The sequence below is a fragment of the Streptosporangium sp. NPDC049046 genome, from assembly GCF_040649155.1.
Taxonomy (GTDB): Bacteria; Actinomycetota; Actinomycetes; order Streptosporangiales; family Streptosporangiaceae; genus Streptosporangium.
Genome location: NZ_JBEZEZ010000009.1, coordinates 202,299 through 223,591 on the forward strand (window position 1 = coordinate 202,299; position 21,293 = coordinate 223,591).

General features: G+C 70.2%; 19 protein-coding genes. 10 read left to right on the forward strand and 9 right to left on the reverse strand.

Translation table 11 applies throughout. From position 1 onward, the window contains the following. The first annotated feature begins 614 nt into the window (after window positions 1-614). The 3 genes from AB0B96_RS15255 to AB0B96_RS15265 all read left to right on the forward strand — a co-directional run bounded on the left by AB0B96_RS15255 (window position 615) and on the right by AB0B96_RS15265 (window position 2,742). Window positions 615-1,967: a helix-turn-helix transcriptional regulator gene (locus AB0B96_RS15255; protein WP_362899021.1), complete on the forward strand. Its 1,353-nt coding sequence runs from the start codon at window positions 615-617 to the stop codon at window positions 1,965-1,967. Window positions 1,968-2,080: 113 nt separating this feature from the next. Then, window positions 2,081-2,317: a hypothetical protein gene (locus tag AB0B96_RS15260; RefSeq protein ID WP_362899023.1), complete on the forward strand. Its 237-nt coding sequence runs from the start codon at window positions 2,081-2,083 to the stop codon at window positions 2,315-2,317. Continuing rightward, complete coding sequence (locus tag AB0B96_RS15265; protein ID WP_362899025.1) at window positions 2,314-2,742, forward strand: type II toxin-antitoxin system VapC family toxin; 429 nt, start codon at window positions 2,314-2,316, stop codon at window positions 2,740-2,742. Before AB0B96_RS15260 ends, AB0B96_RS15265 begins: the two co-directional genes overlap by 4 nt. Window positions 2,743-2,811: 69 nt before the next feature. Here the strand turns inward: AB0B96_RS15265 and cysS are convergent, their stop codons facing one another. The 7 genes from cysS to AB0B96_RS15300 form a co-directional block, all read right to left on the reverse strand. Next, window positions 2,812-4,200 carry a cysteine--tRNA ligase gene (gene cysS / locus AB0B96_RS15270; RefSeq protein WP_362899027.1) on the reverse strand — a complete coding sequence of 463 codons (1,389 nt, stop codon included), beginning with the start codon at window positions 4,198-4,200 and terminating at the stop codon, window positions 2,812-2,814. Between the two features lie 136 nt (window positions 4,201-4,336). Beyond that, window positions 4,337-6,166 (reverse strand): sigma factor-like helix-turn-helix DNA-binding protein, encoded by a 1,830-nt coding sequence (locus tag AB0B96_RS15275; protein WP_362899029.1) that lies wholly within the window; start codon window positions 6,164-6,166, stop codon window positions 4,337-4,339. Between the two features lie 61 nt (window positions 6,167-6,227). Continuing rightward, a complete protein-coding gene (locus AB0B96_RS15280; RefSeq protein ID WP_362899031.1) occupies window positions 6,228-8,285 on the reverse strand; it encodes a UvrD-helicase domain-containing protein in 2,058 nt (685 codons plus the stop codon). A 3-nt stretch (window positions 8,286-8,288) separates the two neighbouring features. Continuing rightward, window positions 8,289-10,850, reverse strand: coding sequence for a hypothetical protein (locus tag AB0B96_RS15285; RefSeq protein WP_362899033.1), 2,562 nt, complete (start codon window positions 10,848-10,850; stop codon window positions 8,289-8,291). A gap of 111 nt (window positions 10,851-10,961) precedes the next feature. After that, window positions 10,962-11,714, reverse strand: coding sequence for a methyltransferase domain-containing protein (locus AB0B96_RS15290; protein ID WP_350947919.1), 753 nt, complete (start codon window positions 11,712-11,714; stop codon window positions 10,962-10,964). Between the two features lie 137 nt (window positions 11,715-11,851). Further along, window positions 11,852-12,913, reverse strand: a complete 1,062-nt coding sequence (locus AB0B96_RS15295; RefSeq protein WP_362899035.1) for an ABC transporter substrate-binding protein — start codon at window positions 12,911-12,913, stop codon at window positions 11,852-11,854. Window positions 12,914-13,181: 268 nt separating this feature from the next. After that, on the reverse strand, window positions 13,182-13,382 hold the full coding sequence (locus AB0B96_RS15300; RefSeq protein WP_350947917.1) for a hypothetical protein: 201 nt from the start codon (window positions 13,380-13,382) through the stop codon (window positions 13,182-13,184). 160 nt (window positions 13,383-13,542) lie between these two features. Between AB0B96_RS15300 and fdxA the strand changes: the two genes are divergently transcribed. The 3 genes from fdxA to AB0B96_RS15315 all read left to right on the forward strand — a co-directional run bounded on the left by fdxA (window position 13,543) and on the right by AB0B96_RS15315 (window position 15,889). Then, window positions 13,543-13,869, forward strand: a complete 327-nt coding sequence (fdxA, locus tag AB0B96_RS15305) for a ferredoxin (protein ID WP_344902423.1) — start codon at window positions 13,543-13,545, stop codon at window positions 13,867-13,869. A 251-nt stretch (window positions 13,870-14,120) separates the two neighbouring features. After that, window positions 14,121-15,200: a succinyldiaminopimelate transaminase gene (gene dapC, locus AB0B96_RS15310; protein WP_362899037.1), complete on the forward strand. Its 1,080-nt coding sequence runs from the start codon at window positions 14,121-14,123 to the stop codon at window positions 15,198-15,200. A gap of 11 nt (window positions 15,201-15,211) precedes the next feature. After that, a complete protein-coding gene (locus AB0B96_RS15315) occupies window positions 15,212-15,889 on the forward strand; it encodes a DUF4178 domain-containing protein (RefSeq protein WP_362899039.1) in 678 nt (225 codons plus the stop codon). Window positions 15,890-16,066: 177 nt separating this feature from the next. Here AB0B96_RS15315 and AB0B96_RS15320 read toward each other — a convergent pair whose 3' ends face one another. Beyond that, a complete protein-coding gene (locus AB0B96_RS15320; protein WP_362899041.1) occupies window positions 16,067-16,891 on the reverse strand; it encodes a hypothetical protein in 825 nt (274 codons plus the stop codon). Between the two features lie 68 nt (window positions 16,892-16,959). Between AB0B96_RS15320 and AB0B96_RS15325 the strand changes: the two genes are divergently transcribed. The 4 genes from AB0B96_RS15325 (at window position 16,960) to AB0B96_RS15340 (ending at window position 20,716) form a co-directional block, all read left to right on the forward strand. Further along, the gene (locus AB0B96_RS15325) at window positions 16,960-17,808 is read left to right on the forward strand and encodes a 2,3,4,5-tetrahydropyridine-2,6-dicarboxylate N-succinyltransferase (protein WP_362899043.1); all 849 of its coding nucleotides are present in this window, start codon (window positions 16,960-16,962) and stop codon (window positions 17,806-17,808) included. A 210-nt stretch (window positions 17,809-18,018) separates the two neighbouring features. Then, window positions 18,019-19,080 (forward strand): succinyl-diaminopimelate desuccinylase, encoded by a 1,062-nt coding sequence (dapE, locus tag AB0B96_RS15330; RefSeq protein WP_362899045.1) that lies wholly within the window; start codon window positions 18,019-18,021, stop codon window positions 19,078-19,080. Window positions 19,081-19,296: 216 nt separating this feature from the next. Then, window positions 19,297-20,091: a TIGR00730 family Rossman fold protein gene (locus tag AB0B96_RS15335; protein ID WP_362899047.1), complete on the forward strand. Its 795-nt coding sequence runs from the start codon at window positions 19,297-19,299 to the stop codon at window positions 20,089-20,091. A gap of 37 nt (window positions 20,092-20,128) precedes the next feature. After that, complete coding sequence (locus AB0B96_RS15340; RefSeq protein ID WP_362899049.1) at window positions 20,129-20,716, forward strand: TIGR00730 family Rossman fold protein; 588 nt, start codon at window positions 20,129-20,131, stop codon at window positions 20,714-20,716. Here the strand turns inward: AB0B96_RS15340 and AB0B96_RS15345 are convergent. Then, window positions 20,693-21,271: a hypothetical protein gene (locus AB0B96_RS15345; protein WP_362899051.1), complete on the reverse strand. Its 579-nt coding sequence runs from the start codon at window positions 21,269-21,271 to the stop codon at window positions 20,693-20,695. The two genes, AB0B96_RS15340 and AB0B96_RS15345, sit on opposite strands and share 24 nt — an antisense overlap. Window positions 21,272-21,293 lie beyond the last annotated feature (22 nt).

The following is a 21,293-nucleotide window of genomic DNA, read 5'->3' on the forward strand; positions in this document are numbered from 1 at the left end:
GTGGAAGTCCTCGATGTGCTGCATCCGTGCGGCGAGTTCGGCGGGGGTGTCGGCCTCGACAAGGCCGATGTGTTGCCGGTACCGGATGGGGGAGAGCGCCCACCAGTGTCCGGTGGTCTTGCCGTACCAGGGACATCAGTCGGGGAAGCGGAGCGTCAGCGTGCGCAGTGCCCGGAGGTCTTCGCCGGGCTCGTGCCGGAGGCTCTCCGCGTCCGCCTCGATGAGGGACATGCTCATGCCGTCGCCCCTTTCTGGTACGCCCCGCGCCTGCCGGGCCGCACCCCTGGCGGCGACTTCCGCCCGCACGATGTCACGGCCGCTCGCGAGTCGGGTTCTGTCCCGGCCTGCGACGTGCCCTGAGGGAACGGCTCTTGGCGTACGGCCCGGAAACGGCCTCGGCCACTGATGATCAACCGCCGTCCCGGGATGACGGTTGCGGGCACGGTGGCCCTGGCGTCGCTCATGGATCGCGACTCCTTTTCGATCAAGGAACTCCGCACGGCCTGATCCGCCTGCGGCATTCCGCTTTACGTGACGCTGACTGGCGCCCATAGTTGAAGTCACGGATAGTGTTCAATAAGACACAGTGCGTCGCATCGATGCTCGTGCGACGTATGCGACGGATCACGAGGGCAGACGTGACTGGACAATCAACAGCGAATGCCTCGACGGAGTGGCAGGAGTTCGGTCGCACTCTGCGAGCGTGGCGGGAGCGTCGTGAGTTGAGCCTGCGCGATCTCGCCGAGCGGGTCCGATGGCACTTCTCATTGATCGGCAAGTGGGAACAGGGAAAGAACCGCCCGCCTGTCGAGGCGATCACGGCTCTCGACGCCGCACTCGACGCGGGAGGCGAACTCATGAAGCGGGCACTTCGTGCGGCCATGGTTGACGCCGATCAGTTGCGGAAGAGTACCGTCGAGGTAAAGACCTCAAGCTGGGACGAGGGCGAGGATATGGAGCGCAGACGGCTTATCCGGGATGCCGCTGTCGTTGCCGTCGGTGGTGCCGTGGCGCCTGCGCTGGCCGCTCTGACGGATGCTTGGCAGGCGTCTGAGCCTCGGATCGCCGGTGCGAGCGTGTCGGGGGTGATGATCGACGATTGGGAGGACGCCGCCGCCGCGCACGCGAAAACCGCCCGCACCGAACCGCCCGCAGTCGTCCTCACCGCGCTCGCCGCTGACTTCGCTGAGATGGCGCCCCACCTTGCCCGTAAGCAACCCGACGCTGTACGACGAGATCTGACCCATGCCGCCGCCCGACATGCCGCTTTGATCGCTGGAAAGTGGACCGACATGGGCAATCGCCGACAGGCGCGCCGCTGGTGGAGAACAACCAGAGCGCTCATCGACGAATCCGGGGATCGGTTGCTCGCCTCCTGGTTGCGTAGCCGCGAGGCGCTCCACAGGCGAAGTGATCCAGCCGAAGACCTCACGGAGGTTCTCAAACTCTCCCAGGAGGCTCGCCGTCTGGCCGGTCAGCAGCCAACTGCTCCGCTTGTGGCCGCCTTGACCGCAGAGGCGAAAACACTCGCGGCGATGGGGTCTCACATGGACGCAGTCGGCACACTGCGAGAAGCCGAGAAGATGTTCGACCGGCTTCCGGCCCTGACCGGCGCGTTTCACAGTCTTGGCGAACGCGGACTGTGGTTCGATCGGAGCCTGATCTACACCCTCGCGGGTGATGTGAAGAACGCTGCTCAGTCGCAGGACGCCGCCGAAGGTCTGTATCCCGTTAGCGATCAGACGTTGCCCCGGATTCGATTGCACCGTGCCGCGCTGCATGCTCGCACCGATCCAGAGCAGGCCGCACAAGAGGCCTTCAAGATTGTCGATGATCTTTCCATCGAGCGCTGGATGACCCGCTATGCGATGGATGCAAAACTCGTGCTCGGCGCTCTACCTGAGCAGGCCCGTGCTCTGCCTGCCGCTCGTGAGCTACGCGCGCTGACTGCCAGCCGGTCGGTCTGAATCGAACACGACGCCTCGGCTTTCGGAGGTCAGGATCGAGGCAGCCGAGGCCACGAGCCTGCACCCACAGTATTTCCAGCCGCTTGGGCAAGAGTCGTGCGTACACTCAAGGCATGACCGCCGCCCATGACTACGACGACGTACACCACCTCGTCGAGCAGCTGACCCCCGACCAACTGGTCGAGGTCCGCGCCCACGCGCTCCGGCTGGTCACCGGCCGCCAGACCTTCGTGCCATGGAACGAACTCAAGCGGACAGCTGCTCACCTGCCGCGCATCGACTACGCCGAGTTCCGCAGCGACGTCGATGTCGCGATCGATCAAGACACCCTGCTCGGGGACGTTCGGTGAGCGACCAGCACAGCCTCTTGCTGGACACCTCCGCCGTCATCGATCTCGAACGACTCGACGAGCAGCGCATCGCCGACGTTCTCGGCTGCCGTCCAGGCGATTTGCGTCCGGCGATCAGCTCCATCTCGATGGCCGAACTCGCGGCAGGCCCGCACGCGGCCAAAGCCGCCGACACACGAGCCGTACGGCAGGCGGTACTGCAGTGGGCGGAGTCCACCTTCGATCCGATTCCTTTCGACACCGACGCAGCGCGTGCCTACGGAATCATCTACGCCCTCGTGTTGGACCTCGGCCGCCAGCCACGTAAGCGACTCGCTGATCTGTTGATCGCATCGGTCGCTGCAGCCAACAGCCTCCCCTTGGTGACCCGGAACCCCGACGACTTCGCCGGGCTAGAGTCCCAGATTCAGGTGATCGCCGCCTGAAACGGCCACCTCAAGGAGGGATGGACGGGTTGTAAAGACGACGCCCTCAGAACGATATTCGCCTGATCGTCAGGACCAGGTCTGGCCCTCGGGGGTGTCGACGACCTTCACGCCGAGGGCGGCGAGCTCGTCGCGGAGGAGGTCGGAGGCGGCCCAGTCCTTGGCGTCGCGGGCTCGTGAGCGCCGATCGAGCAGCTCAGCGGCGCCTTCGGGCAGGGTCTTCGGCCTGACCGCTTTGCCGATGTCGAGGGAGAGGTCCAGGGCGAGGATCTGGTCGAGGTGCAGGAACGCCTCGAAGCGTGAACCGGGGGAGATCGAGCCGTCGCGCTCCAGTTCGCGCATGAGCCGCAGCGCGAGCGGGGTGTCGAGGTCGTCGTCGAAGGCGGCCTCGATCCTGGAGACCCGGTCGGCGGGCATCGGGCCGCTCGGCGACTCCGACCACTCGGCCACCTGGCCGCGCCAGCGCCGCAGGGTCTTGTCGGCGGCCCGCAGGGTGTCCCAGGTGAGGTTCATCTGCTGGCGGTGGCGGTGCTCAAGCAGCGCGAGCCGTACGGCCAGCGGGTCGAGACCGGCGTCCGCCACGTCCTTGAGCAGGACGACGTTGCCGGTGGACTTCGACATCTTGCGCCCGTCGAAGAGCAGGTGCTCGCCGTGCACCCAGTGCCGCACCACCTCGTGCCCGGCGGTGGCGTCGGACTGGGCGCGCTCGTCGTCGTGGTGCGGGAAGCGCAGGTCGATGCCGCCGGTGTGCAGGTCGATGTTCTCGCCGAGGAAGCGCAGTGACATGGCCGAGCACTCGATGTGCCAGCCGGGGAAGCCGCGGCCCCACGGAGTCTCCCAGGTCAGCCCCTGCTCGGAGGGCTTCCACAGCGCCCAGTCGGCGTGGAAGCGCTTGCGCGGGTCGACGGCCTCGATCCGGTGGCCCGGCCTCAGCTGGTCGAGCCGGTTGCCGGAGATCTCCCCGTACGTCGGGAAGGAGGCCGCGTCGAAGAAGACCGATCCGTCGGGGGTCGCGTACGCGTGCCCCTTCTCGATCAGCTTCGCGATCATCTCGATCATCAGGTCGATCGACTCGCTCGCCCGGGGCGAGTGCTCGGGCGGGCGGATGTTCAGCGCGGTCGTGTCCGCCACGAAGGCGTCCTCGTAGAAGCGCGCGACCTCGAGGATGCCCCGCCCCTCGGCCCTGGCCTGGGCGAGCACCTTGTCCTCGCCGGAGGGGTCGATCTCGGTGTCGTCCACCAGGTGCCCGACGTCGGTGATGTTGCGGCAGGCCACCACCCGGACCTTCTGCCGCTCGCTGACCCGCCTGATCAGGTCCGCGAGCAGGTACGAGCGGAGGTTGCCCACGTGGGCCGACCTGTAGACGGTCGGGCCGCAGGTGTACATCCGCAGGGAACGGCTCCCCTCGGGGACGATCCGCTCGACCCGGCGATTCCGTGTGTCATACAGGCGCAGCATGTGTCGAGCCTACGCAACGATCGCGCCCGATCCCACGGCGCCTGAGCCGCCCCGGGCGCGACCGGAGCCGGGACGGGCGCAGCCGCACCCACTCTCTGGGCGCGTGGCCGCGCCCGTACCGGGGGGTACGGCGAGATCACCCTTCGAGGAAGGCGAGGATCTCGCGGTCGCCCCGGTCGCGCAGGCGGGTGATCACCTCTTCGCGGGTGCAGCCCTCCGACAGGCCGATGCGGGCGCCGATCAGGCGGATGCCCTCCGCCTCTGAGGCCACCGGCGCCGTGTAGCCGATCAGGTGCAGTGCCCGGTTCAGGGCGGGCAGGGTCGGTGAGGCGGCGGGCAGGTAGCGGGTGAGCAGCTCGCCGCCGTCGGAGACCGTGAGGAAGACGTGGTCGCCCTCGGAGGCGTTGGCGGCGATCAGGACGGGACGGATGGAGCCCATCGTCGGCTGGTTGTGCCAGCTGATCACCACGTCGCCCGAGGGGGTGGCGGCGGTGAGCTGGCCGCCGGGGGCCATGCCCAGGTGCGCGGCGAAACCGGTCGGCAGCGGCGAGCCCGAGCCGCGCAGGTGCTCGGCGTTCACGTCCACCCGGTGCCACCAGCGCCCGTCGCGGCTGCGGAAGCAGCGCCGGGTCTCGGAGACGTCCCTGCGCGGCTGGTAGTCGGCCTGCTCGGCTCCGGCGACCCTGATCCACCCGCGCTGCGTACGCTCGAAGCCGGGCCCGCCCGCGTACGCGCGGACCGAGCTCTCGCTCACGTCGTAGCGTTCGGTGAGGTTGGTGACGATCGTGTTGACCGACGCCTCGCCGTTGGCCCGTTCGATCTCCCGGACGATCATCTCCCGGATGCCCAGATACTGCTCGCCGCCCCAGCGCGCGAGCCCGTACTTGTTCCGGTCGACCCGCAGGAAACGGTCGTCGGCGGTGAGCTGGTTGCGGATGCCGACGAGGCTGTAGTCCTCGCCGATGCGTTCCTGGATCTCCTCGGGGGTGAGCGGGCCGCCCGCCACCGCGAGCACGGCCTCGGCCTTGTCGTTGACGCTGCGCGGCCAGGGCACCACGTGGTTCTCCAGCACGCGCAGCTGGGGCACCGCGATGAGCCAGCGCTCGGCGACGTCCTCGCGGATGCCGAGCTGGCTGGCGAGCGTTACGGCCTCGTCCATCGGGCGGGGCCCGTCGGTGAACAGCTGCCGGGTCTTCTCCCTGAGCTCGTCGGCGCCTCCGGCGACCAGCCAGCCGTCCACCTGCTCGTAGCCGGTGAGCAGGGTCCGTACGAACCGCCAGGAGGGGATGCCCAGGGTGGCGAGCTCGGTGCGGTGCCAGGGGACGGCGGCGGCGAGGTCGTCGGCGGGCACGGCGGAGCCCAGCCGGCCCCGCAGCCACGACACGTGGGCGATGAGCGGCGCCGCGTCCTCCTTGGCGAGCCAGGCCTCGACATGGTCGCGCAGGTCGCGTTCGATCTGCCGGATGCGCTCCCTGGTGACCGAGAACCGCTGGGCCAGGTCGTCGAGGGTGGCCCGCTGGGAGGCGTACAGCCGGTCCCTGGCGATGGCCCGCTGCCGCTCGTCCAGTGCGGTGAAGACCTCGTCGATCAGCTCGGGCAGCGGCCGGTCGGGCCGGGAGGGGCGAATCCTGGTGACGCTCTCCTCGGTGATCGGTTCGAGGAGCCGTTCCAGCACCCCGGTGAACAGCTTGTGCACCACCTCGCGGCCGAGTCCTTCCGGCGTGCGGGCGCTCGCGGCGGGGTCGGCGAACCTGAGCAGGGGGAGGACGTCACCGAGCATCAGGTGGCCCCAGCACGCCAGGGCGAGGTCGGCCAGGCGACCGGCCACCTCGGACGTCCCGATGGTCGAGCAGGCGGTGTCGAGCGGGAGCGCCTGCCACCACGCCTCGGGGAGGCGGGGGTCGGTCGCGATCGGCGCCACCTGGCCGGGAGAGGTCCAGCGCAGAGGTGGCGCGATGTCGCTCAAACTGAGGTTCATTGAGGTCCAACCGGCAAAGGGGAATATATCCGCATTTCAGACTATGTGGTCAGGTAGGAAGGAATGGACTTGCCCGTCCGTAATGAGAAACGTAAAGAAGTTCCCTGGCCCGGGTGCAGGCCACATACAGCAGGCCGCGTTCCCGCTGGAGGTCGTGTGCCCTTGCGGCGGGGTCCTCGCCGATCGGGGTGAGGGAGTCGAGGTCGGGGACGATCCCCTCGGTCACGCCGATCACCGCGACCCGGCGGAACTCCAGTCCCTTCATGCCGTGCAGCGTCGTCACCCGTACCCCCAGATCACGCAGAGCGGCCCGCGCGTCACGCACGAGGCCGGCGGTCCTGGCAGCCACCGCTATCTCCTCGGGCGTCACACCCTCATTCACCCACTGTCCCACCTGTGCCACCAGACCCGTCAGTTCGTCCTGCGGTGAATCGTAGGCGCGGACCATCGGCCGGAGCCCGTGCCGGGTGCCCCTGAAGCCGTAAAGCTCCTGCACACCCTTGACGAGCCCGTCGGCGGGACCGCCCCCGCGTAATCGGACTCCCCAGGACAGGATCTCCCGTGGGAGCCGGTACGACACTCGCAGACGCTGCTGGATCGCGTCGATTCCCACGGCGCCGAGCGTCACCCGCGTGTCGAAGATGCGCTGGTGCGGGTCGCCCACGATGAACAGGTCGTCGCGGGCGTGCGGCACCGCCGCCCGCAGCAGCCGCCACTGCGCCGGGTGGAGATCCTGCGCCTCGTCCACGATGATGTGCCGGTACGGCTCCCGCGCGGGCTCCGCCTCCTCCAGCAGGTCCCCCGTCGTCTGGCCGAGCAGCACCGACGCCTCGGAGGCGAGCTGCAGCAGGGTCCGCTTGCCGCGTACCCGCAACTGCTCGGTGACGTGCTCGACGGCCCTCCACACGGCGGCGCGCTCCTCACCGGACAGCTCGACGCTGCGGCCGGGGCGGGGGGCCGCCAGATACTCGTCCAGGGTCCGCAGGTTCTGCGCCAGGACCACCTGCTCCCACTCGCGCAGCAGGAACGCCGGGCTGTGACCGGTCTCGGTCTCCTCCCAGAGCGCGGTCAGCTCGGCGGCGCCGATCAGCGAGGGCGGGCGTCCCTCGGCCTCGGCGACGACGCGGTGGGCGAGCCGGTCCACGTTGCCGACCTCGATCCGCTTGCGGACCACCTCGTCCTCGATCAGCAGGTCGAGCCTGGTCGCGAGCTCGGCGCTCAGCCCCTGGGAGAAGGTGACGAGCAGGATCTGCCCGCTCGCGCGCCTGGCCAGGTAGGCGGCCCTGTGCAGGGCGACGAGCGTCTTGCCGGTGCCCGCGCCTCCGGTGACCAGCGTCGGCTGCTGGTAGGACTCCCAGTACGCGAGCCGGTGCTGCGGCGGGTGCAGGAACACGCACCAGCCGGGCGCGTCGAGCACGCGGTTCAGCTCGCGCGGATCTTCGACGAAGACGGCGCGGTCGGGGCTGCGTACGAGCGCGGCGCCGAAGTCCTCGGGATTGATCGGCTCGGGGCCCGCGGCGACGGCGCGGCAGTTCTCCAGCTCCCGCCACGCCCCGGCCATCGACTCGCCCCTGGCCAGCGCCGCCAGCGGCTCGTACTGCGTCGGGGGCAGCAGCGGCTCCAGCGCCTCCAGGGTGAGCTGGTCGGTGATCTGCCTGACCAGCGGCAGGAAACGACCGTCGACCCCCAGTTCGGCCAGGTCGCTGTCGCAGATGTCGACGAACAGCCGCGTCGCGGACGCCTCGGCCGCCCGGCGCACCGCGGGCCGCACCCGGTCCAGCGCCTCGGCGTCCCACATCTCGACCACGCCCAGCGCCGTGTTCACGCCGAACCGGTAGCGCTGCGCGTACGCCCACGCCTCCGCGTCCGGCAGCACGGTGAGCAGCCAGTACACGTCCCGCTGCTTGACCACGACGCCCCGGTACCGCTCGGCCAGCCACAGGGTGGCCACCCGGGGGTCCCTCGCCCCCCTGACCCGCTCGGGGTGCGGGGCGCCCGCGACGTTCTGAAGGAACCTGCGCGTCGAGACCACGATGTCCCTGCGCACCGGCTGGGCCAGGGCGCCGAGTTCGACGGGGAAGTCGGGGGAGATGGCGAGGCGGGGCATGGGTCAGGCCAACAGGGACAGGAGATCGCGGTCCCCGCGTTCTCGAAGCCTGGTGAGGAGTTCCGGGAAGCCCACGGGGCCCGTCATGCCGACCCGGGTGGCGATGACCCGCCTCGCCTGCTCGGGAGTGCCGCCGGCCGCGGTGTAGCCGACCAGCCGCAGCGCCCGCGCCGTCGTCTCCACCTCCTCGCCCGCGAGCGGCAGGTGCCTGGCCCGTAGGACCCCCTCGTCGGACAGGGTGAGAAACAGGTGACTGCCCTCCTTGGCGCCCACGTCCTCCAGGAGCGTCCTGAGCGACTCCAGCACGGGCCTGTCGTGCCAGCTGAGTACCAGTTCGCCGACCGCGCTGCTGACCGTGCGGCCCTCGCCCGGCGACATCCCGAGGTAGGCGGCGAACCCGCTGGGCAGCGGGCACTCGGTGCCCCCGAGGTGTTCTTCGGTGACGTCGATCCTGAGCCACCAGCGGCCGTCCGGCTGCCGGAAACAGCGCCTGGTGAGCGAGACGTCCTTCAGCGGGCGGAACGGGGCCTTCCTCGGCTCCCCGCCGCCCGGCGGCTCGCCGGTCCCGTCACCCGGCTTCTCCACGGTGAGGGCCGGGGCGCCGTTCGAACGCTGGGGAGACCGCTCGCCCGCGCCGAGGATGCGGAGCTGCGGGACGTTCTCCAGCCACTCCTTGGACACCTCGGGGTGGATGCCCAGCGAGGAGACCATGTCGAGGGCCTTGTTGATCGTGAGCGGCGGCTTGGCGCCGCTGATCATGTCGCGGGTACGGTGGCGCAGCTCGGTGATGTCGCCCTCCACCAGCCACTCGTCGACCAGGTGGTAGCCGGGGAGGGTGGCCAGCACGAACTGCCAGGCCGGTACGTCCAGGGAGTGCAGTTCCCCGGTGTGCCACTCGGCCGCGTTGATCAGACGCTCCCTCGGCGCGGCCTTGCCGAGGATCCTCTTCACCCCCTCCAGGTGCTCCCGGTACGGGGCGGCCTCGTCGGAGGCGACCCACTCGGCGAGTTCCCGGCGCAGATCGGCCTCGATCTCGCTGATGACCTCGGGAGACACCGCGAAGAGCTTGGCCAGCGCCTCCACGGTCGCCGGGGCGTCGCTGAACAACCTGTTCTGCGCCACCGCCCAGCGCTTGTCCTCCACGTTGGCGAAGACGCCGTCCAGCAGCGCGTGCAGGTTCTTCCGCACCGGCCGGGCCTCGTCGTCGTCGCGGCCCTCGTCGCCACCCTCGTCACGCCTGTCGGCCTCGTCGCTCTCCGCGACCGGCTCGGGGGCGTCGGGGAGTGCGCGGGCGTCCTCGGAGTCGTCCTCGTGGGCGTCTTCCGCGCCGGTCTCAGCTGTCTCGGCGGCGGGCTCCACGTCCGGCTCGGAGGTTTCCGCAGCTCCGGCCTCCGTAGATCCGGCTCCTGCGGCTCCGGCTTCCACGGCCTCGACTTCCGAGGGGTCAGCCGTGGTTTCCACGGCTCCGACTCCGGTTTCCGCGGGTCCGTCCCCGGTTTCCGCGGCTCCGGTTTCCGTGGCCTCGACTTCCGAGGGTTCAGCCTCCGTTTCCACAGGTCTGTCCCCGGTTTCCGCGGCTTCGACGTCCGCGGGTTCGGCCCCGGTTTCCACTGGACCGGCCCCCGCGGGCTCGGCCCCGGTTTCCAGGAACCCGGCTCCGGTTTCCGCAGGTCCGGCTCCGGAGGCGGGCTCCGCCTCCCCGGGAGCGGGCGCGAACCGGTCCTCCGGTACGAACGCGCTCGCCCCCTCCCACGGGAAGGCGTCATCCCGCTGGAAGGTGCTCGCCGACGGGCTCTTCCTCGTCGAGGCGGGCTGGAAGAGCGATCCGGGGGCCTCGTCGGGGCGGCGGGCGTCGGTTACCGGTGGCTCCCGGCGGGCCTTGCGCTTCGGCAACACCATCGGCTGCACGGGGGCCTCGGGCTCCGGCGTGGGAACGTTCTCGGCCTCTTCCGGCACGGTCTGCGCGCGGAGGTCCGCCACGACGGGCGGGCCGTCCGGCGCCCGGAGCCCTCCGGCGACGGACCCGCTCTCGGCTCCCTCGCCCGCGAGGGCTCCACGCGTGGCGGCACCGTCCGCGACGGGCCCGTGAGCGGCCCCGGCCGCCCTGGAGGACGCGGCCCCGGAGGACGCGGCCGCGTGCGCCGGCGGGATCGCGTGGGCGGGGACCGCCAGGCGCGTGAAGACCGCCGTGAACAGGACGTGCAGCAGGGGGACCGGCTGGATGAACGGCTGGTCGCGCAGGTCGTGGCCGGTCAGCGCGAGAAGGCCTGACCAGGACCCGGCGCGGTCGAGGGCGATGGCCGTGGAGGGCTCGTCGGCCTCGTCCGGGTCCAGGACGTGCAGGGCGGGGAGCACGTCACCCAGGGCGGCGGCGGGCCAGTGGTTCAGGACGATCGAGGCGAGGATGTCGGCGAGCCTCTCCGGACCCAGCACGGCGAGCACGCGGGCCATCGGCAGGCTCCGCCACCAAGCGTCCGGTAGGTCGGGCTGTTCGCGCAGAAGTGGGATCGTGGCCGCGTCGCTCCAGCGCAGCGGCGGCACGAGGTCACTCAGACAGAAGTTCATCCGTTCCCTTCACCAGCCCCTCAAGCCGCCCGAGTCACCCCATGTGGCCGGGGAACGAGACTCATGGAACAGACCATAGTCTGGCAAATTACCTCGGCGCATTGGGTGAGTTCAGCGGCGTACGGCCGCGAACCGCAGTCTCACGTAGTCGGCCATCCACCCGCTCTCCCGACGCAGGGCGGGGGCGGCCAGCTCGTTCACCCGCCGGAGCAGCGGGTCGACCATCTCCGCGGGCACCTCCTTGAGCAGCGAGCCGGCGAACATCCGCACCCAGTCGGCCGCCCCGCCGGGGCACTCGTCGAGCGGGGTCGGCCGGTCGAAGTATTCCAGCAGGCGGACGGTGAAGCCGCCCTTCTCCAGCCGCGTGGCGTATTCGGCGGGGGTGGGGAAGTACCAGGGCAGGCCGGGCTCGGGCAGCCCGTACTCCCGCCAGGCGGTGGACAGTGCCGCCGTCAGCGCGGCGCAGTTGCCCGCGCCGCCCATCTCGGCCACGAACCGCCCGCCGGGCGTGAGGGCCTCGCGGACCCTGCTGATCACCGCGTCCGGTTCCTGGCCCATCCAGTGCAGGGCGGCGTTGGAGAAGACCGCGTCGTAGGGCTTGGCCACCGTGAAGCTTCGGCCGTCGCCGACGACGAAGTCCAGCCCGGGATGCTGCGCCTGGGCCTTCTCGATCATCGCCTGCGATCCGTCGATCCCCAGGACGTAGGCGCCCCGGGAGGTGATCTCGGCCGCGAGCATTCCCGTGCCGCAGCCGAGATCCACGATGCGCTCCCCGGGCTGCGGGTCGAGGAGGTCGACCAGGGGGGCGCCGTGCGCCGAGACGTACCCGAAGCTGTTGTCGTAGGCGCGAGCGTTCCACCTCATCAAGCTCGGGGTGTCGTATCGCAAGACGATCAGCTCACATTCTGAGACGCGAAGCCTCTTATCGGTACTCTCCAGACACTTTAGAGCCTCTGGGAAGTCGCGACATATCAGTCTCAGCAGCCTCAGCAGCCTCAGGGCTATCTCACCTTGTCGGCCCACTCGCGCTGGAGATAGGCCCTCGCCGTGTCGATCTCCGGGATGGTGAGGACCACCGGCCTCGCGTTGGTGGCGGGGAGTTTCGCGGCCAGCTCCTGGTCGAGGGTGCCGCGCATCTGGAGGGCCTCCATCCTCGCGGGCCTGGCGTAACCCTTCAGGAACAGGTTCTGCCCCTTGTCGGAGAACAGGAACTCCTGCCAGAGCCTGGCCGCGGCCGGGTGCGGGGCCCGCTTGTTGATGGCCTGCACGTAGTACGCGCCGAGCACGGCGTCGCCGGGAATCATCACCTTCCACGTCTTGTCGGCGGCGGCCCGCTCGGTGTTGTTGTAGTCCCAGTCGACGAGGACCGAGGCCGCCTTGGGGGTGGCCGCGAGGTTGCCCGCCTTCTTGAGGCGGTGGAAGAACTCCACGCCCCGCTCCGCCCGCGCCTCGCCGCCCCGCAGGGAGGTCGCCATCACCCCGTTGAAGGCCGCGGAGACCTCTCGGGGGTCGCCGGGCAGCGCGACGCTGTGGCGCGGCTTGAGCAGGTCGGAGAAGGACGCGGGGGCCGTGACCCTGGTCGGGTCGTAGCCGATGGACATGTAGCCGCCGTACCCGGCGTACCAGAAGCCCCTGTGGTCCTTCAGGCGGTCGGGGATGTCCTGCCAGCCCTGGACCCGGTACGGGGCGAAACGGGCGGCGTTGGCCGCGGCGACGTCCATGCTCAGGTCGAACACGTCCGGTTTGAGGTCGTCCGCGGCCGCGATCTCCCGTGCGCTTCCGGCGTCGGGCTCCAACTGGTGCACCTTGATCCCGTACTCCTCGGAGAAGGTGTCGATGATCTCGCCGTAGTTCACCCAGTCGCGCGGCAGCGCGATCACCGTGAGCGCCCCCTCCTGCCTGGCGGCCTCCACGAGGCGCTCCATCGTCGAGAAGCCCTCCTTGAGGGAGGCGGCCTGCACGTTGAGAGGCGGGAATTGGACGTTCTGAGGAGCCGGGGCGCCACATCCGGCGATCGTGGCCGTGAGGATCACGGCGGCTGCGGCGCTGGTACGTACGGTCACGAGCGGAATGCTCTCCGCTGTCATTCCCCTGGTCGAGCAGGCGCGACGCTTCTTAGCGAACGGCTTACACGTGTCTTGGCGAGCGGCTTACCCACCGGGCGCCCATCCTGACCGGCCAAGGGTTCCGAGAGTCCCGGCGAGACTCCGGTGAGGTCTGTGGCTTACCCGCAGGGCGCCCGTCCTGACCGGTCGGTGGCTCCGAGCGTCCCGGCGAGGCTTGAGGTCCCCGGAAGTCCCCTGGAGTCCTTCGGAGTCTCTGTGCCGCCGTTCACGCGCCGGTGCGAGGCCCCCGGGGCCGTGGAGACTCGGGAACGACCTTCGCCGCGGCGAGCGTCTCCTCGGCGATCTCCACCAGGACGCCGTTCCGCCTGCGCACACCGAGCACGCCGTCCCGCCAGAACTCCAACTCGCCGACCGCGTCGCGAAATCCCTCGGGGACCCTTCTCCGAGTGGTGACTCTTTTGCCCACGTCGGAAGGGGTTATGGTGATGCTCAGGCGAGCGCTGACATGAAAGGCCACCGGCTTTTGCCCCCTCCCGTTTCAGAGACGCGGCGGGCACGGCAATACTAGGGCTTAGCAACTCGCGGTCGAAGTCGTGCCTAGGTGCGTAAAGAAGAAGGAGCCCGAGGTGACCTACGTCATCGCGCAGCCTTGCGTGGACGTCCTGGACAAGGCGTGCATCGAGGAGTGCCCTGTCGATTGCATCTACGAGGGTGAGCGGATGCTCTACATCCACCCCGACGAATGCGTCGACTGCGGCGCGTGCGAACCGGTGTGCCCGGTGGAGGCCATCTTCTACGAGGACGACCTTCCCGAGCAGTGGAAGGACTTCTACAAGGCGAACGTGGACTTCTTCGAGGACCTGGGGTCGCCCGGCGGCGCCTCCAAGGTCGGCAAGATCGAGAAGGACCACCCGGTCGTCGCGGCCCTGCCCCCGCAGGCCGAGAGCCACTAGGAGTCGGTGTCCGAGGGGGCGGCCGCGACGGCCGTCCCCTCGCGCCGCCGTCGCCGGACCCCGCTCCGGCGAATCACACCGCCATCGCCGGACCCTGTTCCGGCGAATCACACCGCCATCGCGGGACCTCGTTCCGGCGAAATCCCTCGCCATGTCATCGGCGGGCCCAGTTCCAGTGAAAGACGACGGCTGATCACCATGAACGCCACTCCCGACCGGTCAGCGGCTTCGAGTGCCCCGGCGAGGCTCCGATGAACGGCCTGCCGGACTTCCCGTGGGACCGGCTCACGCCGCTGAAGGAGCTCGCGGCGTCGCACCCGGACGGGATCGTCGACCTGTCGGTGGGCACGCCCGTCGACCCGGTGCCCGCCATCGTGCGGCAGGCTCTCGCGGATGCCTCCGACAGTCCCGGATACCCGCTGACGTACGGCACCGAGCGCCTCCGCTCGGCCGCCGCCGGGTGGCTGCGACGCAGGCACGGCGTGATCCTCGACCAGGCGAACGTGCTGCCGCTGATCGGTTCCAAGGAGTTCGTGGCCTGGCTGCCGACGTTGCTCGGTGTCGGCCCGGGGCAGCGGGTGATCCTGCCCGAGCTCGCCTACCCCACCTACGACGTGGGAGCGCGGCTCGCGGGCGCCGAGCCGTACGCCACCGACGGGCTGCTCGCGCTCGGTCCCGAGCGGGTGCCGCTGGTCTGGGTGAACTCCCCGTCCAACCCGACCGGCAGGGTGCTGCCCGCCGAGCACCTGCGCAAGGTCGTCTCGTGGGCGCGTGAGCACGGCGCGGTCGTGGCCTCCGACGAGTGCTACATCGAGCTGGGCTGGGAGGAGCGGCCGGTCTCGATCCTGCACCCGGACGTCTGCGGCGGCTCGCACGAGGGCCTGCTCGCGGTGCACTCGCTGTCCAAGCGCTCCAACCTGGCCGGTTACCGGGCCGGGTTCGTCGCGGGAGACCCCGCGCTGGTCAAGCGGCTGCTGGAGATACGCAAGCACGCCGGCATGATCATGCCGGCGCCGGTCCAGGCGGCGATGGCCGTGGCCCTGGACGACGACGAGCACGCCGAGGAGCAGCGGGCCCGCTACGCCGCCCGCCGTGCGGCGCTCCGCCCCGCCCTGGAGGCGGCCGGCTGGAAGATCGAGCACTCCACCGCGGGCCTGTACCTGTGGGCGTCCAACGGAGCCGGCTGCTGGGACCAGGTCCGCGCGCTGGCCGGGAAGGGAATCCTGGTCGCGCCCGGCGACTTCTACGGGACCGCGGGCGAGAGGCACATCAGGATCGCCGTGACGGCCGACGACGAACGCGTCGCTGCGGCGGTGCGGCGCCTCCAGTAGGATCGCGCGGCATGACCCCCGAGGTCGTCGTGATATTCGGACTGAGTGTGGCCACGCTCGTCCTGCTGTTCGTCGCGTTCCTCGCGACGACGCGTCAGGACGGGGAGGCCGACGAGTCCGAGCGCTCCGGCGAGACGCCCCTCCCCTCGGTTGAGGCCGCGCAGCCGTCGGCCCAACCGTCCGCGGGCCATGTCGGCATCGACTACCCCGACCCCCGCACGATCAGGGTCGGCGACACGATCGAGTGCCAGGGGGTCCGCAGCAGGGTCCTCGGCGCCCTGTACCTGTCGTGGCAGGGCACCCAGTGGACCGAGTACCGCCTCGACGACGGCACCCGCCGTCCCCAGTGGCTCTCGATCCAGATGCGCCCCGGGCTGGCCACCGATGATCCGCCGCACCTTGAGGTGCTGCTGTGGACGCAGGTGCCCACGGAGGGCATGATCCCCGCCAAGGCCACGCTGAGCGTCGAGGGAGTCGACTTCTTCCCCGTCGACCGGGGCACCGCGGCCTTTCGGGGCGAGGGGGTCACCTCGATGCCCGAGCGGGGCCTGCTCGACTTCGCCGACTACCGGGCCGCCGACGGCCGCTTGCTCAGCTTCGAACGCCTCCAGGGCAAGCGCTGGAGTGCCTCCCACGCTCAGCCCCTCGCCCCCGGCACGATCAAGATCGAAAAGAAGAAGGGCAGCTAGGCCACACGCCTCCGATCACTCCGACGCCCTGTACGTCGACCCGAACCCGACCTGTCCGGTCGCGATGTGGACGCACTCGTCGCGTAGCGAGTCGCGGTGGGGCCCGCCGGGCTCCTCACTCACGGTGTACGAAATGCGGGGTGTGCGGGGCCGCCGTCCCCGACAGGTCGCGGACGATCAGGACAGATCGACTTTCCTGGCGGAGGCTTTCGGGTCGGCCCGCCAGCCGTCGTGGCTTTTCGCGGCCGTCCATGCCTGGCCGTCGTAGCGGATCCCTCCCAGCCCGAACTCCTTGGCGTGGGCGATCGACCAGGCGGCCACCAGCCAGCCGCGCTTGCGCGAGGAGGGCTCGAAGGCGCTGCCCGCTCCGAACGCCCTGGCGAGCTCGCGCGCGGCCCTCCGCTCGTCGGGGAGCGGGGTCTTGCCCGTCGGGGCGGGGAACCAGCAGTGCACCGCCTTGGGCACGCGCCCGGTGAACGCCGCCGCGAGAACCTTCCCGTCCTCCTCGTGCTGGGCGTACGCCGACCCGTCCGCCGAGCGCTGCACGGCCTGGGCCGCCTCGTGGAGCGGCAGCTTGCGGTAGTTTCGCACCTTCACCAGCGCGGAGAAGAACCTTCCCGAGGCGTAGACGGGGTCGACGAGCTGCTCGGGCCTACCCCACCCCTGGGAGGGGCGCTGCTGGAACACGCCGACCGAGTCGCGGTCGCCGCCCGTCAAATTCTCCAGCTTGGACTCCTGGATGCCGGTGGCGTAGGCGATCACCACGGCCCGCTCGGGCAGCTTTCTGCGGGCCGCGACGGCCGCGATGATCGCGGCCACCTTGGCCTGTTCGAGGTCCAGCTCCAGAGAGCCCTCGGGCGTAGTGATCTTGCATCCCTCACCGAGGTCGACGAGCGGTGTCACCTTTCTGAGAAGGCTGAGAAGACCCACGGTGATGGCCACCGCGAGCACGGTCACGATCGCGATGATCGCGATGACCCCTTTTGAGAAGCGCCGTCGCACGGTCAAGAACCTACAGGTCCCCAGCGATTGCGCGGTCTGGTAGAACGCCGCGAACGTAGGCTCCGGCCATGACCCAGAGCGATGCCGGCCCGCTGCCCGCGGCCGTCGACGAGCTGTGGCGGCGCAGGGCCGAGTTGAGCCCCGCCGACACCGAGGCCCGCGCCGTCGTCGTGAGCGCGGTGGACATGCTCGACAGCGGCAAGGTCCGGGTCGCCGGGGTCTCCCGCGCCGGCGAGGTGGTCGTGGACGAGCGCGCCCGGCGGGCCGTCATGCTCGCGTTCCTGGTGCTCGGCACGTACAGGTCCCAGGTGGGCGACTTCCACCACCACGACCGCGTTCCGCTGAAGGCCTCCGTCGAGGGGGTGCGCGTCGTGCCGGGGGCGATCGCCCGCTGGGGCTCCTACCTGGCGCCGGGCGTCGTGCTGATGCCCTCGTTCGTCGACATCGGCGCCCACGTGGACGAGGGCAGCACGGTGGGCACGTGGGCCTCGATCGGCTCGTGCGCCCAGATCGGCAGGAACGTCCACCTGTCCGGAGGAGTCGGCGTCGGGGAGAGCGGCGACCCCGGCGACGAAGAGGCCTTCCTCGCCGCCGAGGAACGGACGGTGCCCGCGATCGTCGAGGACGGTGCGATGATCGGCGGCCGGGCGGTGATCGCCGATGGAGCCCGGGTGGGACGGGGTGCCGTGGTCGGAGCCGGGACGATCCTGTCGGGCTCGACCCCGGTGATCGACGTGCGGACGGGCGAGGAACTGGAGCCCGGGCGCGTCCCCGACTGGTGCGTGGCGACCGGAGGCACCCGTCGGCGCGAGTTTCCCGGCGGCGCCTTCGACCTGGGCTGTGTCCTGGTGCTCGAACGCCTGAAGGACGGCCACAGACCAGGCAGGGCCGAACTCGACCGCGTCCTGCGCGGATAGGGTCGTCGGCGCCCGGACCGGTGGGGGCGCGGGTGGGACGGGAGGACCGTTCGGATCCGGCGCGGGCACGGCGGGTTTCCCACGGGGCGGGACCTCGTGCGGGCTCCCGGGGCGCGGGATCTCGTGCGAGCTCCCGCGGCCTGGGCGTGGGATCTCGTGCGGGCACCCGGGCGTGGGCGTGAGACTCGTGCGGGCACTAGGGTCGCGGGCATGAGTACGCGTCTGGACCTCACGCAGGATGTCGGGGAGCTCACCGCCAGGATCGTGGACGTCGAGTCGGTCAGCGGCGGCGAGAAGGCCCTGGCCGACGCCGTGGAGGAGTCCCTGAGGCCGCTACGGCACCTCACCGTCGAACGCGACGGCGAGTCGATCGTGGCCCGCACTCATCTGGGCCGCGGCGAGCGGGTGGTGATCGCCGGGCACCTCGACACCGTTCCCGTCGCGGGCAACCTGCCCAGCCGGGTCGAGGGAGACCGGCTGTACGGCTGCGGCACCTCGGACATGAAGGCCGGTGTCGCGGTCGCGCTGAAACTCGCGGCCACCCTTCCCGAGCCCAGCAGGGACGTGACCTACGTCTTCTACGACTGCGAGGAGATCGAGGCCGAGCGTAACGGGCTGCTCCGCCTCAGCCGCACCCGTCCCGACTGGCTCGCGGGTGACTTCGCCGTGCTCATGGAGCCCACCGACGGCGTGATCGAGGGCGGCTGCCAGGGCACGCTCCGAGCCCAGATCGTCATCCGGGGCAGGCGCTCGCACAGCGCCAGGTCCTGGTTCGGGATCAACGCGATCCACGCCGCCCAGCCGGTGCTCGCGATCCTGAACGCCTACGAGGCGAGACTTCCCGTCGTGGACGGCCTGGAGTATCACGAGGGACTGAACGCGGTGGGCATCGGCGGCGGCATCGCGGGCAACGTGATCCCGGACGAGTGCGTGGTGACCGTGAACTACCGCTTCGCTCCCGACCTGTCGCTGGACGAGGCGCGCGCCCACGTACGCGAGGTCTTCGACGGGTACGAGGTCCGCTTCACCGACGGCGCCGCCGCCGCGCGGCCCGGCCTGACCCATCCGACGGCGTCGGCCTTCGTCGAGGCCGTCGGCGGCACGCCGCGGGCCAAGCTCGGCTGGACCGACGTCTCGCTCTTTTCCGGCCTGGGCGTGCCCGCCGTCAACTACGGTCCCGGGGATCCGAACCTGGCGCACCAGAAGGAGGAGTTCGTCTCGTTGGCGAAGATCGCCGACTGCGAGCGCGGAATGCTCGGCTGGCTGTCGTGAGGGCTTGTTCGCGGCGTGCGCGGGCCTCGACGAGCGAGAGCCTGGAGGGGCGGTGCAAATGAAAGTGGCTTTCCTCGCCGGCCATTTGGCGGGGAAAGCCACTTTCAGTCCCGAGCAGCACCCTCGTTCGGTTAGACGTGAGCTGTTCAAAGTCCGGTTCCATGTTTTCATGGAGATTTTTCAAGATTTTTCTGAGACGACGCTACGGTGGCCCGCATGAAGAAAACACGTCCGGAGCGTCGCCAGGGGGCCGCCGTGGTCCGTGGTGACCTCGTCTCCGAGTCCACCCACGACCAGCGGCTTCTTGATCGGAGGGGTCCCGCCGACTGGCTGCACATGGATCCGTGGCGGGTGATGCGCATCCAGGCCGAGTTCGTGGAGGGCTTCGGTCACCTCGCCGAGCTGCCCCAGGCGGTCACCGTCTTCGGGTCCGCGCGCACCCCCGAGGGCACCCCCGAGTACGAGATGGGGGTTCAGCTGGGCAGGAAGCTGTCCGAGGCGGGCTACGCCGTGATCACCGGTGGCGGCCCCGGCTGCATGGAGGCCGCCAACCGGGGAGCCGTGGAGGCGGACGGCGTCTCGGTCGGCCTGGGCATCGAGCTGCCCTTCGAGCAGAGCATGAACGAGTACGTCGATCTCGGCATCGAGTTCCGCTACTTCTTCGTCCGCAAGACCATGTTCGTGAAGTACTCCTGCGGATTCGTCACGCTGCCCGGCGGTTTCGGCACCATGGACGAGCTCTTCGAGGCGCTCACCCTGGTCCAGACCCGGAAGGTCACCTCCTTTCCCGTGGTGCTGATGGGGACGGAGTTCTGGGGCGGCCTGATCGACTGGATCAAGAACACCCTCGTGGCGACGGGCAAGATCTCTCCGGTGGACGTGAATCTCATCCACGTCACCGACGACGTCGACGAGGCGGTCCGGATCATTGTGGACGCCGACAGCAAGAGGGGCCGCCTACTGGAGGACGAACGGAAGGCGGCCATGTCCACAGTCGGTGACGCCGAATAGTTGGCGCGTGTTCGGCCACGCCGAATAGGGTCGGCGCGTGTTCATTTGCATATTCCTCGCGTCGAGTCAGAAGATCGACAAGAAGTATCTGGAGCTGGCGGAGCAGGTCGGCACCGAGCTAGCCAGGCGCGGCCACTCCCTGGTGAGTGGCGGGGCCAGGGTGTCCTGCATGGGAGCCGTGGCCCGTGCGGCCCGTGCGGGCGGCGCCCGGACCATCGGAGTGATCCCTCAGTCGCTGGTCGACATCGAGCTCGCGGACGAGAGCGCCGACGAGCTGGTGGTCACCACCGACATGCGTGAGCGCAAGGGCGTGATGGACGCCCGCTCCGACGCCTTCCTGGTCCTGCCCGGCGGCATCGGGACCCTGGAGGAACTGTTCGAGATCTGGACGTCCCGCACCCTGGGTCTGCACGACAAGCCGCTGGTGGTCCTCGATCCCTGGGGGATCTTCAAGCCGCTGCGGGAGCTGGTCGAGGGTATGGAGGAGGCGGGCTTCACCCGCCCGAACGTCTTCGACGCCATCTCCTGGGCCACCACGGTCGACGAGGCGTTCCGGCTGCTGGAGAAGTCGACCAGGCACCTGGAGCCGAGCGCGGAGGAGCTAGGCGAGGCCACGGCGGGTTAGCGCGGGCGGTCGCCGCCCGGCGAGGGCGTCGGTCATCTCGACCGCGAGCCGCACCTGCTCGACGCGGTCCGTACGGAAGACGCGGGCACCGGCCCACGCGCAGATCGAGGCCGCGGTGAGCTCGGCGGCCTCGGCGTCCCGCTCCCTCGCGGCGTCTCCGGCGGTGTTTCCGACGGTGTCCATCCAGGTCGCTGGGTTTCCGGTGGCGTTCGTCCCGGTCCTGGCGTTTTCTGCGCCCTTTCCCGAGGCTGCTGCGGCGTCCGGCCCGCCTCCGGTGTTGCCCGCGGCCGCTGTTGCGGCCCTGGCGTCCGCCCTTCCGGCGTTTCCGGCCGTGTCCGCCCCGCCCTCGGCCTCGTCGGACTCCCCGAGGTCGCCGGACGGTACGGGTGGTGCGGAGGTGACGCCGGCCAGCCTGGCCGGGGTGACGACCACGGTGCGCCCGGCACGGGCGAGCTCCTCGACCTCCCCGATCGAGGCGGCCTCGACCCAGCCGGGCTCGCCCGGGTCACCGGGACGGAGCACGACGAAGGCTGCCAAGCCGGGGGCGGACGTCATGATCCGATCCTAGGCCAGCGCA